Genomic DNA, 18,213 nt, shown 5'->3' on the forward strand with positions numbered 1-18,213 from the left:
CTAGAGGGACAATGGGTTGTTTCATCATAAAAAACCTCCAATCTTCTGTTTGAATACAGTATAACTGGAGGACTAGATAGATGCGATACACCTTGTTATTGGACGCTTACAAATGTTTTGGTTACTTTGTGATTTTAAAATAGCATAGTAACTCCGAATTTATCCTTACTACATTCAATTTAATTTGTTCAAACTTCACAAATTCTCTCTTTTTGTTACATCATTTTCAATTAAAAAAGCCCCTGAAGTTAACAACACTCCAGAGTCTTTCTAATTTATTCTTCTAATAAGCCAATTCTTTGTTTAACCACTTGGGCAATTTTATCGACATAGGTTTCTACTAGTTCATCGGTTGGCGCTTCTGCCATGATGCGTAATAAAGGCTCTGTTCCTGATGGGCGAACCAAGACGCGACCACTATCTCCCATTTCATTTTCAACTTCTTCAATGACAGCTAATACTTCAGGATCAGTTAATGCTTTATTCTTATCAGTCACACGTAAATTCACTAACTTTTGAGGATAAATGGCTACTTCACTTGCTAATTCAGAAAGTTTTTTACCAGTTTCCTTCATAATATTTAGCAGTTGAATACCTGATAGCATGCCATCACCTGTTGTATTGAAATCTAAAAAGACCATATGACCAGATTGTTCACCGCCGAAATTATAACCATTTTTGCGCATTTCTTCGACTACATAACGGTCACCCACTTGTGTAATTACATCTTTCAAACCAATATTTTCAATGGCTTTTCTAAAACCTAAATTACTCATGACTGTAGTAACAACTGTGTCATTTTTTAGACGACGTTTTTCAGATAGATATTTTGCACAGATGTACATAATCTTGTCGCCATCCACAATATTACCTAATTCATCTACAGCGATAATACGGTCACCATCACCATCAAAAGCTAATCCTGCATCTGCTTTCTTTTCCACTACAAATTTAGCCAAACTTTCTGGATGAGTGGAGCCAACACCATCGTTAATATTCAATCCATCTGGTGAAGTCCCCATTGTATAAAAGTCAGCTTCTAAATCAGCAAATAAACGGTTCACAATCGGCGAAGTAGCCCCATTAGCCCCATCTAAACAAATCGTTAAACCGGATAAATCTCCAGGAATTGTATCTGCCAAAAAGCCAGCATAGCGAATCAAGCCTTCAGGAAATTCTTCCACCGTTCCTAAACCTTGCGCTGAAGGACGAGGTAAAGTATCTTCTGGTGCATCTAATAAAGCTTCAATTTCAAGTTCTTGCGCATCATCCAATTTAAAACCGTCATTTCCGAAAAATTTGATGCCATTATCTTGCGCTGGATTATGTGAAGCAGAAATCATTATCCCTGCACTGGCTTCTTGCACACGGGTTAGATAAGCAACCCCCGGAGTAGTGATCACCCCTAATTGAAATACTTCAATTCCAACAGATAATAATCCTGCCACTAATGCACTTTCTAATAACTGACCAGAAATACGTGTATCACGGCCCACTAAAACTCTTGGTCGTCTTTTGCCTTGCTCATGTTGGCTAAGCACATAACCCCCACAGCGTCCTAATTTAAACGCTAATTCCGGCGTTAATTCAACATTGGCTTCTCCTCGTACACCATCTGTTCCAAAATATTTACCCATAAAAATTCTCCTTAAAACTTTAAAAATTAATCATTATTCTTCTTTTCGTTTTCATTTTTTGTATCATCGGTAGTCTGTGTAGTTTCTTGCTTGTCAGAATCTTTTTGTGTACTACTTTCAGACTTTTCCGGTAAATTTTGCGTTGCGTTTTCTGCACCATTTGTTTGCGTGTTTTGCTCAGTAAGATTTTGGTTACGATTGCCCTGTGTGTATATGGGTTCAATCCGTATCGTTACATTGCTTTGCGGACTATAAAACGCACTATCAACTGGTATATTATAAACCTTTGTTGTAGTCTGAGCAATACCTGAAATATCCACTGGAATGGTAATCTCATCAATTTTATCTAAATCACCACCATTGGATGATAACATGATTGTTTCGGGATTTAAATGGAATTGATAGCCGCTGACCCCACTTGGCAAATTACCAAATTGTTTAGGTGTTAATTTCACTTGTTTATTCACACGATTAACTGCTAAATGGACCTCTACTTCTTCCTTGTCAAAAGTGACATCAAGTTTCTCCCCTTTGGCATTTAATGCTTCAAGCTTCACGGTTTTGGTGATATTTTGCGTGATAGGATTACTTGAAGTAAATAAAGCCTGCACAATCGCAATTTCTTTCATTGTTTGCGCACCGGTAGTTACAAGCACAGATTTTGGTGTACTTGAGATACTATTTAAAATCACTCCATCTAATTGACGCTCATCAGCTAAAATTGGTTTAACCGCAAATTTTTTAGTAATTTTCTTTTCAATCGTTACAGTAGACTTATTCGTACTTAACTTAGCCTTCACACCAGATTTTAAATTTTCGACTTTTAATTTCACTTCATGCGTTCCTGGAGATAGCTTATTCAAATCAGCAACCACTTTAAATGTTCTAGTATCTGCATTGCTCTCGGCTAATAGTTGCACACGATTGGCACTACTCAACTTAACATCAACATTTGGCTCATATCCTTGAATATAGTATTTCTTTTCATTGTATTCAAAAACAATTGGGACTTGCTTTACCGTCTCTTCATAATTATAGGCTAGTTTTTGCTGTTTTTTCTGATCAGGCGTGTTCGCATTGGTAAATAGAATTAAGGTTAACAACAATGCAAACAATGCCGTTATCATTTTACTCTTAGTATTTAATTCCATCTACTTCCCACCTTTCTTTCTAGCAGATTTTTTTGAGCTAGTTAAGAAATTCAGTACGTTACGACGTTTCTTCTCCTGTTCTTTTACAGATAATTCCTTCGTTAAGATAGCTAAATAATCTTCTTTCGTTAAATCAGGGATTAACTGATTATTGATGGTAATACTCACACCTCCAGTTTCTTCTGAGACAACTAGTGTTACTGCATCACTTACCTCAGAAATACCAACAGCAGCACGGTGTCTTGTACCATATTCTTTAGGGATTAAGATGCTGTCTGATAAAGGTAAATACGCACAGGCAACAGCTACTTTACCATCACGAATAATTACCGCACCATCATGTAAGGGCGTATTTGGAATAAAGATATTAGTGAGTAATTCTCCTGAGATATCCGCATCTAGAGGTATTCCTGTTTCAATATACTCTTCTAAGCCAGTGTTACGTTCGATCGTAATTAATGCACCAATTTTCCGTTTGGACATATATTGAACGGCTTTATCCAAGGCTTTAATAATCCGTTCTTCCTCGCGTTCTTTCACACTATTTGGGGCAAAAAACTTAGTACGCCCAAGGTGCTCGAGTCCTCGACGTATTTCTGGTTGAAAAATGACGACAGCTGCAATCACCCCATAAGTAATGACCTGGTCCATCAACCAAGAAAGTGTATGTAATCCTAAAAATTCAGCAGCAAAACGAATGACTAGAAAAACTAGTACCCCTTTTAAGAGCTGAATAGCCTTTGTTCCACGGACTAATTGAAGCAACTTGTATAACAGATACCAAACAACAATAATATCAACAATGTTAATCAAAAAGGAATAAGACAAGATGTTTTCTGAAAACAATTGCTTCCAATAATCCAATTGGAAAATATCTCCATTTTGAAAAGACATAAACAGACTTCCTTTCATTTATTTCTTGATTCAAGTATATCATAAGTTTGAATGCGCATGAAAAAAAATAAAGATTTTTACTATTTTTTAAAATACAGAAAAAAAACGTACTAGCAATCCCATAAAATTACTAGTACGCCTGTTTCAAAAAAGTTTATTCGCTTTTTTCCTCATTTTTGGCTTCACGTCTTGCTTTACGTTCAGCTCTTCTTTGTAAGCGACGTGCTTCTCTTTCTGGATCAATAGTACGCTCTTTCTTTTCCCGTCGAACAGTTGCTTTATTATCTTCAACTGGAGAATCCTTTTTGCCTTCTAAACGCTGACGAATTTTTTCTTCTTGACCAGCTAGACGAGCATAATTATAAAAGCGTGTTTTAGCATCATTAACAGTCTTATCAAATAACGCTTTAGCATGTTCTGGGTGCACTGTTTCTAACGCTCTAAATCTCACTTGAGTACGCATGAAATCAGGCATCTTAGAAAAATCAGGTTTCTTAAAGTCAAGACTCATTGGCTCTTTACCTTGCGCTTTAAGGCTTGGGTTATATCGATATAGTGACCAATAACCAGAACTTACAGCATCTTTTGCTTCTTGGATCGATTGACGCATGCCACCTGACAAGCCATGAACGATACATGGTGTATAAGCGATGATTACTGATGGACCAGGGAATTTTTCCGCTTCTTCAAACGCTCGCATGGTTTGGATGGCATTAGCTCCAGAAGCGATTTGGGCAACATAGACATTACCATATGTCATGGCCATCATACCTAAATCTTTTTTCGCCGCATTTTTCCCACTGGCAGCAAATTTAACAATCGCAGCTGCTGGCGTGGCTTTAGAAATTTGACCCCCGGTATTTGAGTACACTTCATTATCCAAGACCAAAATATTGACATCGGCGCCAGTAGAAATAACATGGTCAATTCCGCCATATCCAATATCATAAGCCCAGCCATCGCCACCAATCATCCATTGACTTGGTTTTACGAATAAATCATCATGCGCTAAAATTTCAGCTAATTCAGGGACTTGATGGACTGCACTTTGTAAGGCAGCTTTCAGTTTTTTCGCTCTTTGTTGGGTTCCTTCACTTGTATTTAAATGCTTCGTCCAATCTTGCATTAGTTCCTTAAGCTCTGGAGAAACTTTATCTAGCATGGATGTCATTTGGTTGGCTAAAGCTTCACGTCGAGTGGTATTGGCAATCATCATACCATAACCAAATTCAGCATTATCTTCTAATAATGAGTTTGACCAAGTTGGACCTTGCCCTTGATTATTAGTTGTATAAGGCGTCACTGGTGCAGCTGCTCCCCAAATGGAAGAACATCCCGTCGCATTGGCAATCATCATTCGGTCACCAAACATTTGCGTCAATAGTTTCACATATGGCGTTTCTCCACATCCTGAACATGCACCTGAGAATTCTAGTAATGGTTTATTAAATTGACTGTGTAAAATCGTTCCTGGTTTCGCAGGATTTTCTTTTTGGCGTAATGTCATTGAAAAGGCCCAATTGATAGCTTCTTCTTTCATTTCTTCGTAAGGACGCATTTTTAGAGCCTTGCCTTTTGCAGGACATGCTTCCACACATAAACCACATCCAGTACAGTCTTCCACTGATACTTGGATACGGTATTTCAAGCCATCAGGTCCACGCATATCTCGAACAATATAGCCTTCAGGTGCTTCTTGCATTTCATCTTCGTCTGCTAAAAACGGACGGATGGCAGCATGTGGACAGACAAACGCGCACTCATTACACATGGTACAACGATCAGCTATCCACTCAGGAACTTCAAGGGCAATTCCTCGTTTTTCAACCGCGGCAGTACCTAGTGGCATATCACCAGCAACCATGCCATTATTCACAAAAGCACTGACTGGGATATGATCCCCTTTTTGGGCATTGACTGGCTCCACAATTTCTTCAACAAACTTACTTTGACGACTTAAACGTTTCTCAGTAGGATCTAAGTTCGCCCATTCTTTTGGCACTTCAAAACGATGCAAGTGCGTTAAGGTTTGATCGATGGCCGCATGGTTTTGCTCCACTATTTTCGCTGATTTGTGACCATAAATTTTTTGCACTTGATCTTTTAATAATTTCACAACCGTATCAAAATCCATGACATTCGTTAACTTAAAGAAAGCAGTCTGCATGATAGTGTTGATACGATTACGTAAACCAATTTCTTGCGCTAATTGCATCGCGTTAATGGTATAAAACTGAATGTCATTTTCAGCCAAATATTTTTTCAGATGTTTTGGCAAGAATTTATGCAATTGTTCATCTGACCAGGTCGTATTTAATAGGAAAGTGCCGCCTTTTTTCAAGCCTTGAACTAATTCATATTTATGAACATACGCAGGGGTATGACAGGCGATGAAATCAGCATGCTCTACTAAATAAGTAGAGCGAATTTCTTGATCACCAAAACGTAAATGCGATACCGTTAAGCCACCTGATTTTTTGGAATCATAATAAAAATAACCTTGGACAAATTTATCGGTATTGTCGCCAATGATTTTAATCGTTGACTTATTCGCGCCGACTGTCCCATCTGAACCAAAGCCCCAGAATTTTGCTTGGAAAGTACCAGGACGCGTTAAATCTAAAGTTGGTCCTAAAGGTAAAGATAAATGCGTCACATCGTCAGTAATACCAATGGTGAATCTTCTTTTTTGTTCTTTACGTGGTTTTTGTAATTCATCAAAAACGGCTAAGATTTGAGCAGGCGTCACATCTTTTGAACCTAAACCATAGCGGCCCCCAATCACACTTGGTCGAATATCCGCTTCATAAAGAGCAGATTGGACATCTAAAAATAGTGGTTCGCCATTTGCCCCAGGTTCTTTTGTACGGTCTAACACCGCGATAGATTGGACAGTTGCGGGGATTTTACTTAAGAAATTCTCAGTTGGAAATGGACGGTATAAATGGATATTGATAAAACCAACTTTGCGTCCTTGTTCATTTAGAAAATCAACCGTTTGTTCAATCGCTTGGGCGGCTGAACCCATCACGACAATCACTTCTTGCGCTTCAGGATGGCCATAATAATTGACTAAATCATAATTCGTTCCACGCAATTCATTGATTTTACCCATATATTCTTGGATAATTGCCGGAATTTCATCATAGTAGGTATTAATCGTTTCACGTTGTTGGAAATGAATATCAGGATTTTGGTTCATACCACTGACTGTTGGGTGATTTGGGTTCATCCCACGTTGACGAAATTCAGCTAATTCTTTTTCAGGCACTAATTTTTTCAAATCATCATATTCAATGACTTCAATTTTTTGTAGCTCATGACTGGTACGAAAACCATCAAAGAAATTTAAGAATGGCAAACGACCTTTAATACTTGCTAAATGGGCCACAGCTGCTAAGTCCATTACTTCTTGGACACTACTTTCTGCCAACATCACAAATCCTGTTTGACGCGTTGCCATCACATCGGTTTGATCACCAAAAATATTTAAAGCATTAGTTGTCACAGAACGACTTGCAACATGAAAGACGGTTGGCAAAAGTTCACCAGCGATCTTATACATATTAGGAATCATTAATAAAAGACCTTGTGAGGCCGTGTATGTACTGGTTAAGGCACCTGTTTTTAGCGATCCATGAACGGCACCAGCGGCACCAGCTTCTGATTGCATTTCGATGACTTTGACAGGTTCTCCAAATAGATTCTTTTTGCCCATTGCTGACCATGCATCCACTAATTCAGCCATTGGTGAGCTAGGCGTAATTGGATAGATGGCTGCTACTTCAGAAAAAGCATAAGAAATATGGGCTGCAGCTGTATTTCCATCCATTGTTTTTTTATTCATAGTTAACACCTCAGTGATTTTGCAATTTTTTGACGTGGGAGATCAAAAATTGGACTGTTCAACTATTTATTATATCGAAAAAAACTACATAAGTAACCCTTTTTGCCTGATTTTTTTGTGAAATTCAAAAAAAACGTCTACAAGCGTAATAGTTGCATTTTTTCACAAAACCAATAAACTTAAGACTGTAATCAATTATATTTGAGGTGATACTTATGGATATTTCAGTGATTAAAGCTGAACAAACAAATGCCAAAAACGGTCTTGTCATTGGCAATGGTAAACATATTATGAAAGAATTTATGAACCTTCGTTGTCCATATTGCCGTCAATGGTTTAATGAATCCAAAGCATTATTAGCTGATGCCGATGTCACACGTGTCATTAAGCTATTCGATAAAGAAAAACCTAGTCTTCAACGTGGAAATGTCATGCATCGTTTCGTGGATACTACGAATGAATCAACTATTTTAGCAAGTATTCAAAAGATTTTCGATACACAAGAAGAATGGGGCGACCTTGAACTTGATGAAGTCGCTACATTTGCCAAAGAAAAACTAGGCTTAAGCGAAAATGACCATCAATCTTATAGCCAATTAATTGTCGATGAAGCCAATGCAGCCAACATCAAATTTGTGCCAACTATTATTGTTGAAGAACACATTTTTGACGAAAGTATTTCTGAAGACGAATTAAAAGAAATATTAAAATAAAAGCAAAAAACGCAGCATCCACTTTTTCCTGAGGATTCTGCGTTTTTGTTATTCTGCTTGCCTTAATTTTTCGGCATAATCATTAATTTTTCGAATACGATGATTAATGCCCGATTTTGAGATTGGCCCACTTGGCACCATTTCAGCTAGTTCTTTTAAACTTACTTCTGGATGTTGTAATCTTAACTCGGCGATTTCTTGTAATTTTTCCGGCAAAGACTTAATCCCTACTTTCGACTCAATATATTCAATGTTTTCTATTTGTTTAGTAGCTGCATCTGCAATTCGTGACATATTGGCCGTTTCACAATTGACTAAACGATTCACCGAATTACGCATATCACGAACAATGCGTACATCTTCAAATTTTAACATGGAATTTGTGGCACCGATTAAAGTCAAAAAGTCAGCAATTTTCTCTGCCCCTTTGAGATAAGTAATATAGCCATTTCTTCTTTCAAGTGTTCTTGCATTTAAATCAAAGAAATTAAGCATACTACATATATCTTCATTATGCTCTTCATAAACTGAAAAAATTTCCAAATGGTAGCGACTGGTTTCTGGATTATTAATAGAACCAGATGCCATAAACGCACCACGGAGATAAGAACGCATTTTTTGTGCATTTCCCATCAACTCATCTGAAGCATGGATATCAAACATTAAACCATCCATAATTCCTAAATCATTTAGCACATCCATCGTATCGTTTTTCAGCCGTACAATATAGACATTATTCTTTTTCAACTTCATTTTCCGACGAACTAATAATTCACTTCGAACATCATAATGATCTTTTAAAAGTGAATAAATTCTACGTGCAATTGCCGCATTTTCAGTTTGAACATTGAGAATAAACTGTTGGTTGGCAATACTTAAAGAACCATTCATTCTAATCAAGGCAGCTAACTCAGCTTTGGCATGTTCGCGGTGCACTTCTAAAGTCGTCAATTCTTTTTTGACTTCCGCAGCAAATGACAAAATTATCGCTCCCTTTCTGTATTCCTTACGCCATAGACAATCCGTAATAATTCATTCACAACTTTTTCGCCATCATGAAAGACACCGCCATCGCGTAATTCTAGAAAATCACTAGAGACCACACGACAGCCTTCTTCACGCAAGCCATTAAAATCATGCGTTACTTGGACTAAATATTCATCATATTTTTCGACATCCATGTAATCTTCGGGCACATGTTCGATATTGACTAAAACTGTATCCACAAAAGGCATCTTTAAATGGCGATGTAAGACTTTCACGTGTTGCGCATCGGTGAAGTGCTCCGTTTCGCCTTTTTGTGTCATAATATTACAAATATACACCACTTCTGCCTTCGTCTTTAACATCGCTTCAGAGATTTCCGGAATCATTAAATTAGGCAAGATACTCGTAAATAAGCTTCCTGGACCTAAAACAATCATATCTGCGTCCATAATGGCTTTCACTACATTACGACTCGCTTTAGGTGTTTCATCTGAATCTTGTCGAGACACATGGACATGACGAATCGTTTTTCGCTCTAGAGCAATCTTGGACTCGCCCACTGCAGTCGAACCATCCATAAATTCCGCATGTAAAACCAGAGGCTCTTCTGATGAGGGATAGACATTACCTTCCACATGCATCATCTTATTTAAAATGCGAATCGCCTCATAAGTACTACCACGCATTTCTGCAATCGCTGCAATAATCAAGTTGCCAAGTGCATGATTCGCTAAAAATTTATCTCCTTTGTTAAAGCGATACTGGAAAATATCTGAATACAACCTTGGCATATCAGAGAGCGCCACTAAGACATTACGTAGATCTCCTGGTGGGACCATCGTTTTAACTGAGTCTCGTAAAACCCCACTACTTCCACCATCATCAGCCACCGTGACAATTGCTGTGATATCTACGCCCTGATTTCTCAGACTTTTTAATATAACTGGTAAGCCTGTACCACCGCCCATGACTACAACTTTAGGTTTTCTAATGCGATAGGTTTTCATGAGCGATTAACCGTCTCTTTTCGTTTATCTTTATCACGGTGGGTGGTATTTACAGTATAGCCATTTTCTTTTAGGCATTCACCTACACGATTAGTTAAAGCAACAGAGCGATGTTGACCACCTGTACAACCAATCGCAATCGTTAAACTACTTTTACCTTCTTTAATGTAACCAGGCATAATTTGTAGTAAAAGTTGGCTAAATGATTGATAGAATTTTTCAGTTTGTTCAAAACTCATGACATAATCATACACGGGTTTATCACAACCTGTAAGGGGGCGAAGTCCTGGAATATAATGTGGATTTGGTAAGAAACGTACATCCATTACGATATCTGCATCGATTGGTAGGCCATATTTAAAGCCAAATGAGACCATCTCCACACGAAAACCCGATTCATTATTATGACGGAATTCTTGATTGATTTTTTCACGTAATTGGCGCGGTGTTAAAGTAGTCGTATCAATCACCAAAGAAGCTTTTACTTTCAAATCTTCTAAAATGGCACGCTCTTTGCGAATTCCTTCAGTAACCAAACCATCCATTGCCATTGGATGCACACGTCTAGTTTCTTTATAACGTGAAACCAGCTCTACATCTGAAGCATCTAAAAATAAAATCTTCGTATCAATCAATTGCGTGTTTTCAATTTCAGCTAACATATTTTGAATTTCATCAAAAAATGAGCGTGAACGTAAATCAACGACTAAAGCAATTTTGGTTACTTTGCCTGATTCACGAATGAGTTCCCAAAATTTTGGAATTAAACTTGGGGGCATGTTGTCAACGCAAAAATAACCCATATCTTCAAAACTTTGGATGGCAACTGTTTTTCCTGCACCGCTCATCCCGGTAATAATGACTAAACTTAATTGATCAGCCATGATGAATTCCTCCTTTAAAAAAGCAATCATGTTTCACTTTTTATTGTCTTATTTATTATATCATGCCGGGCGTATCTTATACAACAAAATGGATATACGCAATTTCAAAAAATCACGTATATCCGTAAAACTTATTTATTTCTTAAAGATAATGCTCGGTCTATCGTGCGGTCTACTAAAATAGATTGTGCATCAAAAATTTTATACTCATGTTCACAATCAATATATTCAGCAACTAATGAAAGTTCTGTACATCCTAAAATAACGGCTTCACATCCAAGTTTTTTTGTATCGGCTAGAATTTCAAAAAACAACTCAAGATTAATATAATCATTTTCTTTTACATCCTGATAAATTAAATGATTAATTTTAGCTTGTAAATCTTGACCTGGAATCAAATAATTAATCCCTTGTTCTTTTAATTCATTTTCGTAAACGCCCGCCTTCACACTGCCTTCCGTACCTAAAAATGCCACTTTACCAGTAATTTGCTCACGGTGAATCTGTTTGACGGCTTCTTTTGGCATATGTAAAATCGGAATTTTGGTCTCTTTTTGTAAGTCATCAAAAAAATAATGAGCCGTATTACAGGTCAAAACAATAAAGCTTGGTTGCAAAATATTTTGTTGGCGAATATCTTCTTGCAATAAAGGAATTGGATTTGGTTTACTACGATCAAGAATATAAGCCGTACGATCAGGAATTGTCGCATGATTATATAAAATATAATTTAAATAATCCTGATCAGCATGTGTCGGTGTGCGTTTATTTAACTGTCGAACAAAGCTTTCTGTCGCCATCGTTCCCATTCCACCTAGAATGGTAAAAAAATCGCGCATGATTAACCTTCTTTCACTTTAAAATATTTTTCATAATCTTCTTCATACTTTTTATAAACATACTTCATTAATAAATAGTGTCTTAAAGAACGATCTTTCTTATAAAATAATGTTGAACCGTATTTGCCTTGCGCTAATAAATCTAAGCCTCTTTGTTTATCTGGACCGTCTTTGGCATATTTTTTAAAAATAGATAATGGCACATTCAACCATAATTTAGCATGGTCTCCGTGAGCGCGCCCATAAATTGTCTTTTCAAACGGTTTGTTAAAAATCAAATCTTCTGTAATAAATTTGGCTAAATTTAAACCATTTAAAGTTACAAAGAAGCTACTACGGCCTTGACGTAAATTAATTTCAAATAATTTGAATATCCCATCGCGGCTATCATATTTCATATCAAAATTCGCAAAACCAACATAGTTAATACGTTTTAAAAATTGTGCAACATCATGATAGATTTGCTCATTTTCATCTGGTAAAATCACGGTGTAATTTCCCACTGAACCAGGCGCAGGATCTTCTAATAACGGATGACCTAAACACATCATACGAACATTATGCTCATGATCGACATAGACGTTTAGCACACGCATATTACTATCATCGCCTGGAATGAAGTCTTGCACAATCATCTCACTGGTATAGCCAGCTTGATAAATTCGTTCAACAATAATTTCGAATTCTTTCCGGTTATCAATAATAAATGCTTTTTTACGTCCTTCAAAGTCAATTGACAACCATTCGACACTATTTGCCGGTTTCAGCGCCACTGGAAAATCAAATGGTAAAGATTGTTTGAATTGACCATTTTCTAAATGTGCTGGTGTTAAAATGAAGGTTTTTGGATAAGGTAAACCATATTTTTCACAAGTTTCATAAAAAGTAACTTTATTAATCAACACTTTAAATAACTCATAATCATTGGCGATAAAAGTATAATAGGGTGCTAATTTTTCCTTATTTTGAGATAACAACTCGGCATAACCATCCCCACAAGGAATCAATAAATATTTAATGTCTGCTTGGTTAAAAGTTGATTTTGCTAACTCGATTAACTTTTCAGAGAAGACAGGATCTTTATCAAAACCATCATATAAATGAATATCGGCAATTTTAGTAAATCTAGTTGGAGCTAATTGATGTTCTCCAATCGCAATGGGTTTTATACCATATTCTTCATTGAATGCACGCGCCATGCCATAGACATTCATATCTGTCCCAAGCAATATAGGTATAAAATTATTTTTCTGCATATTTTCACTCTTTTCTGAAACAATTCACATTCAACATCATACCATAAAGGCTCTTGCAAGCAAAGAGACTTTTCTGCAAAGCAATCATATTTTTACAAAATCGTAATTATCTTTTCACTTTATACAAAAAAGTCTCTCATTATTATTTATTTAATAATTTTTGTAAGTATTGGCCTGTAAAGCTTGTAGGTACTTTGGCAACTGCTTCAGGTGTTCCTGTAGCCAAAATAGTACCACCACCTGCACCACCTTCTGGACCTAAATCAATCAGGTAGTCAGCACATTTAATGACATCCAAATTATGCTCGATAACCAATACCGTATTTCCATTATCAACGAGTCGCTGTAAAACTTTCAATAAACGAGCGATATCTTCCGCGTGTAATCCCGTTGTTGGTTCATCCAAAATATAGAAGTTACGGCCATTGCTACTTCGATGTAATTCAGAAGCGAGTTTCATCCGTTGTGCTTCCCCACCTGAGAGTGTAGTAGCAGGTTGGCCTAATGTCACATATCCTAAACCAACATCCACAATAGTTTGTAGTTTGCGTTTGATTTTAGGGATGTGTTTAAAGAACTCTAGAGCATCTTCGACAGTCATTTCTAATATTTCAGCAATATTCTTGCCTTTATAGTGAACTTCAAGTGTTTCAGAATTATAACGTTTACCGTGACAGACTTCGCAAGGTACATAAACATCTGGTAAAAAGTGCATCTCAATCTTAATTATCCCATCACCTTTACATGCTTCACAGCGTCCACCCTTCACATTGAAACTAAATCGTCCCTTCTTGTAACCATGGACTTTGGCTTCATTCGTTTGGGCAAATAAATCACGGATATCATCAAAGACACTCGTATAAGTTGCAGGATTACTTCGTGGGGTACGGCCAATGGGACTTTGATCAATATCAATCACTTTTTCAATTGACTTATAACCAGTGATTTTCTTATGTTTACCAGGTTTTGCATGAGCGCGACTTACTTTTTGTTGTAAGGCTTTTTTCAAAATTTCATTCACTAATGTAGATTTACCTGAGCCAGAAACACCGGTTACAGCTGTAAATGTGGCCAAAGGAAAATCAACCGTAATATTTTGCAAATTATTTTCACTAGCACCTACAACCGTAATCTTCTCACCATTGCCTTTTCTTCTTTCCTTAGGCACTGGAATTTTACGTTTACCAGATAGATACTGACCCGTTAAGGAATTCGGATTTTCGCTGACTTCTTGTGGGGTACCATATGCAACGACTTCACCACCATGTTGACCCGCACCAGGACCGATATCAATCAAGTAATCTGCCGCTCGCATCGTATCTTCATCATGTTCGACAACGATTAAAGTATTCCCTAAATCGCGCATTTTTCTTAAAGAATCAAGCAGACGATCGTTATCGCGTTGATGTAAACCAATTGAAGGTTCATCTAAAATATAAAGGACACCCGATAAGTTCGAACCGATTTGAGTAGCTAGACGAATCCGTTGTGCTTCTCCTCCAGACAGAGTCCCCGCAGCTCGACTCAAGGTTAAGTAGCCTAAGCCCACATTTTGTAAAAAAGTTAAACGGTCTTTTATCTCTTTTAAAATTGGCTTAGCAATCATTGTTTCTTGCTCAGTCAAAGTTAATTGCTCAAGAAAAGCTAAAGCATCTTGAATTGACTTTTCGCTCAACTCGCCCAAATGAATGCCCCCGACTTTAACGGCTAAAGCTTGCTCATTCAATCGATACCCGTGACAGTGAGAACAGGTTAATTCTGTCATGTATAAGCGCATTTGATCACGAGTAAAATCACTATTGGTTTCATGATAACGACGATAGATATTATTTAAGACTCCTTCAAAAGGCACCTCCACATCGCGAACGCCCCCAAAATCATTCTCATAATGAAAATGGAAAGTTTTGCCATTGGAGCCATGTAAGATTAACTGCTGCTCTTCTTTACTTAGTTTTTCAAATGGTGTATCCATATCAATACCAAAACTCAAACAAAATTGTTCAAGCATTTGGGGATAATATTGCGAACTGATTGGATTCCAAGGTACCAATGCGCCTTCTCTTAAAGTTAAGCTCCGGTCTGGAATCACTAAATCTTCATCAACCGCCAACTTAATACCTAAACCATCACACTCTGGACAAGCACCAAAGGGAGCATTGAATGAAAACAGACGTGGCTCTAATTCCCCTACAGTAAAACCACAATAGGGACAAGCATAGTGTTCACTAAAGAGCATTTCATCTTGACCAATCACATCAACCACAGCATAACCATCCGCCAAACGTAAAGCTGCTTCAAACGAGTCAAATAAACGTGAACGAATCCCTTCTTTGATAATAATACGGTCAATCACAATCGCAATGTCATGCTTTTTATTCTTCTCTAACTCGGGCACTTCGCTTATATCATAAATTTCACCGTCTACCCGAACACGCACATAGCCTTCTTTTTGAATATGTTCAAAAACTTTTTTATGCTGCCCTTTCTTTTGATAAATAACAGGCGATAATATCTGAATTTTTGTACGCTCGGGTAATTCTAAAACTTGATCAACCATTTGTTCTACAGACTGGCTCGTAATTTCCACATGATCATTGGGACAAATGGGGTGACCGCATCTAGCATATAGCAATCGTAAATAATCATTAATTTCAGTCACTGTCCCAACCGTTGAACGCGGATTTTTACTTGTTGTTTTTTGGTCAATCGAGATAGCTGGTGATAAGCCGTCAATACTATCTACATCTGGTTTATCCATCTGACCTAAAAATTGACGAGCATAAGCGCTCAAACTTTCCACATATCTTCTTTGCCCTTCTGCGTATAAAGTATCAAATGCCAACGAACTTTTTCCAGATCCAGACAAACCAGTTACAACGACTAACTGATCGCGCGGAATCGTTACGTCGATATTTTTTAAATTATGCGCGCGGGCACCATGAATCACAATCTTATCATTTGCCATAAAAAAACTCCTATTTATTACTCACTTTTTAGCTCTAGAATGGTATCTCTTAGGGTTGCTGCACGTTCAAAATCTAGGGCTTTAGCAGCATCCTTCATTTCTTTTTCTAGTTTTGCTAACATTAATTCTTTTTCTTCTTTACTATATTCTTGATAATGTTTAAAATCAAATGGCTCTTCAGCTACTTTTGCCGTTTTGGTAATCGAAATCAATTCTCGAATTTCTTTTTTAATAGTTTTTGGTACAATATGATGTTCCTTATTGTACGCTTCTTGGATACTGCGACGGCGCATCGTTTCGTCAATCGCTTTTTGCATGGATTCAGTCCTATTGTCTGCATACATAATTACTTTGCCTGAAGCATTTCTTGCAGCACGACCAATTGTTTGCACCAAGGACCGTTCACTGCGTAAGAAACCTTCTTTATCTGCATCTAAAATAGCCACTAAAGAAACTTCCGGAACATCCAATCCTTCACGTAATAAGTTAATCCCAACCAAAACATCAAACTCACCTAAACGCAAATCGCGAATAATTTCTGTACGTTCCAATGTTTTAATATCACTATGGAGATACTTCACTTTAATGCCTAATTCTTTCAAGTAATCCGTCAAGTCTTCAGCCATTTTCTTAGTCAAGGTCGTTACAAAGACACGTTCATCTTTTTCAATCCGTTCATTGATTTCCCCCACTAAATCATCAATTTGCCCCATAATCGGACGCACTTCAATCATCGGGTCTAATAATCCAGTTGGTCGAATAATTTGCTCTACAATATGATCTGTTCTTCCCATTTCATAAGGTCCAGGGGTCGCCGAAATATAAATAATTTGATGGACATGGGTTTCAAACTCTTCCAATCTTAGCGGACGATTATCTAATGCTGAAGGGAGACGAAATCCATAGTCTACCAACATTTGTTTGCGGGCTCTATCGCCATTATACATCCCTCGAATTTGCGGCATTGTCACATGTGATTCATCAATGACAAGCAAATAATCTTCTGGAAAGAAATCAAGTAAAGTATAAGGTGGTTCCCCTTCTTTACGGCCATCCATATGTCGTGAATAGTTTTCAATTCCTGAGGTATATCCCATCTCTTTCATCATTTCAATATCATAATTGGTTCTTTGTTCTAATCGTTGGGCTTCTAATAGCTGATCATTCGCTCTAAGTACGGCTAATCTTTGAGCTAATTCTTCCTCAATTCCACGAATCGCTTCATCTAAAGTGTGTTCATTGGTTACGAAGTGCGTAGCTGGGAAGATTGAGACATGCTCCGTTTCAGCTAACACTTCTCCTGTTAAAGCATCAATTTCTCTAATCCGCTCCACTTCATCACCAAAAAACTCAATGCGCAAAGCTCGCTCATCACGAGAAGCTGGGAAAATTTCAACTACATCACCACGTACCCGAAATCTACCCCGTTGAAAATCAATATCGTTACGTTCAAATTGAATATCGATTAAATTACGCAAGAGATCATCACGGCTAATTTCCATGCCTACACGAATAGAAACGACTTGTTTTTGGTATTCCATAGGTGAACCTAACCCAAAAATACAAGAAACAGAAGCCACCACAATCACATCATTTCGCTCAAGCAAAGCACTCGTCGCACTATGTCGCAACTTATCGATTTCATCATTAATACTTGCATCTTTTTCAATATAGGTATCACTGGACGGCACATAAGCTTCTGGTTGATAATAATCATAATAGGAAACAAAATATTCCACCGCATTATTAGGGAAAAATTCTTTAAACTCGCCATACAATTGGCCAGCTAAAGTTTTATTATGTGCAATTACTAATGTGGGTTTATTTACTCTTTGGATGACCTGAGAAACAGTATAGGTTTTCCCTGTTCCTGTAGCTCCTAATAAGATTTGTTCTTTTACTCCTGATTGAATTCCTTGAACCAAGCCTTCAATTGCTGTTGGTTGATCCCCAGCTGGTTGGTATTTAGAGACTAATTCAAATTGATTATCTGTTGTTCGTTCAATCATACTATACCCTCGATTCTTTATAAC

At 37.3% G+C, this 18,213-nt stretch carries 12 protein-coding genes; 1 reads left to right on the top strand and 11 read right to left on the bottom strand.

Going from position 1 to position 18,213, the window contains the following annotated elements:
* Nucleotides 1-275 precede the first annotated feature (275 nt).
* The 4 genes from glmM to nifJ form a co-directional block, all read right to left on the bottom strand.
* Entirely contained in the window at nucleotides 276-1,637 is a 1,362-nt protein-coding gene (gene glmM / locus ACTQZM_RS07115; protein WP_441653332.1) for a phosphoglucosamine mutase, read from the bottom strand.
* Nucleotides 1,638-1,663: 26 nt separating this feature from the next.
* Nucleotides 1,664-2,788, bottom strand: coding sequence for a CdaR family protein (locus tag ACTQZM_RS07120; RefSeq protein WP_441653333.1), 1,125 nt, complete (start codon nucleotides 2,786-2,788; stop codon nucleotides 1,664-1,666).
* On the bottom strand, nucleotides 2,789-3,682 hold the full coding sequence (cdaA, locus tag ACTQZM_RS07125; protein WP_113784373.1) for a diadenylate cyclase CdaA: 894 nt from the start codon (nucleotides 3,680-3,682) through the stop codon (nucleotides 2,789-2,791). It lies immediately after the preceding gene.
* Between the two features lie 154 nt (nucleotides 3,683-3,836).
* Nucleotides 3,837-7,529: a pyruvate:ferredoxin (flavodoxin) oxidoreductase gene (gene nifJ, locus ACTQZM_RS07130; protein WP_441653334.1), complete on the bottom strand. Its 3,693-nt coding sequence runs from the start codon at nucleotides 7,527-7,529 to the stop codon at nucleotides 3,837-3,839.
* 215 nt (nucleotides 7,530-7,744) lie between these two features.
* Between nifJ and ACTQZM_RS07135 the strand changes: the two genes are divergently transcribed.
* On the top strand, nucleotides 7,745-8,242 hold the full coding sequence (locus ACTQZM_RS07135; RefSeq protein WP_441653335.1) for a thioredoxin domain-containing protein: 498 nt from the start codon (nucleotides 7,745-7,747) through the stop codon (nucleotides 8,240-8,242).
* A gap of 48 nt (nucleotides 8,243-8,290) precedes the next feature.
* Here the strand turns inward: ACTQZM_RS07135 and whiA are convergent, their stop codons facing one another.
* From whiA to uvrB, 7 genes are all read right to left on the bottom strand, one after another.
* A complete protein-coding gene (gene whiA / locus ACTQZM_RS07140; RefSeq protein ID WP_047242034.1) occupies nucleotides 8,291-9,223 on the bottom strand; it encodes a DNA-binding protein WhiA in 933 nt (310 codons plus the stop codon).
* A gap of 2 nt (nucleotides 9,224-9,225) precedes the next feature.
* Complete coding sequence (locus ACTQZM_RS07145; protein WP_243188510.1) at nucleotides 9,226-10,236, bottom strand: gluconeogenesis factor YvcK family protein; 1,011 nt, start codon at nucleotides 10,234-10,236, stop codon at nucleotides 9,226-9,228.
* Nucleotides 10,233-11,120, bottom strand: coding sequence for an RNase adapter RapZ (gene rapZ / locus ACTQZM_RS07150; protein WP_441653336.1), 888 nt, complete (start codon nucleotides 11,118-11,120; stop codon nucleotides 10,233-10,235). The genes ACTQZM_RS07145 and rapZ overlap by 4 nt, the downstream gene beginning before the upstream one ends.
* A gap of 131 nt (nucleotides 11,121-11,251) precedes the next feature.
* The gene (locus ACTQZM_RS07155; RefSeq protein ID WP_243174763.1) at nucleotides 11,252-11,959 is read right to left on the bottom strand and encodes an amino acid racemase; all 708 of its coding nucleotides are present in this window, start codon (nucleotides 11,957-11,959) and stop codon (nucleotides 11,252-11,254) included.
* A 2-nt stretch (nucleotides 11,960-11,961) separates the two neighbouring features.
* Nucleotides 11,962-13,215 carry a carboxylate--amine ligase gene (locus ACTQZM_RS07160; protein ID WP_248625432.1) on the bottom strand — a complete coding sequence of 418 codons (1,254 nt, stop codon included), beginning with the start codon at nucleotides 13,213-13,215 and terminating at the stop codon, nucleotides 11,962-11,964.
* Nucleotides 13,216-13,357: 142 nt separating this feature from the next.
* Complete coding sequence (uvrA, locus tag ACTQZM_RS07165; protein WP_441653337.1) at nucleotides 13,358-16,180, bottom strand: excinuclease ABC subunit UvrA; 2,823 nt, start codon at nucleotides 16,178-16,180, stop codon at nucleotides 13,358-13,360.
* Between the two features lie 17 nt (nucleotides 16,181-16,197).
* Complete coding sequence (uvrB, locus tag ACTQZM_RS07170; RefSeq protein WP_441653338.1) at nucleotides 16,198-18,189, bottom strand: excinuclease ABC subunit UvrB; 1,992 nt, start codon at nucleotides 18,187-18,189, stop codon at nucleotides 16,198-16,200.
* Nucleotides 18,190-18,213 lie beyond the last annotated feature (24 nt).

The sequence above is a fragment of the Enterococcus cecorum genome, assembly GCF_052119425.1.
Taxonomy (GTDB): domain Bacteria; phylum Bacillota; class Bacilli; order Lactobacillales; family Enterococcaceae; genus Enterococcus_E; species Enterococcus_E cecorum_C.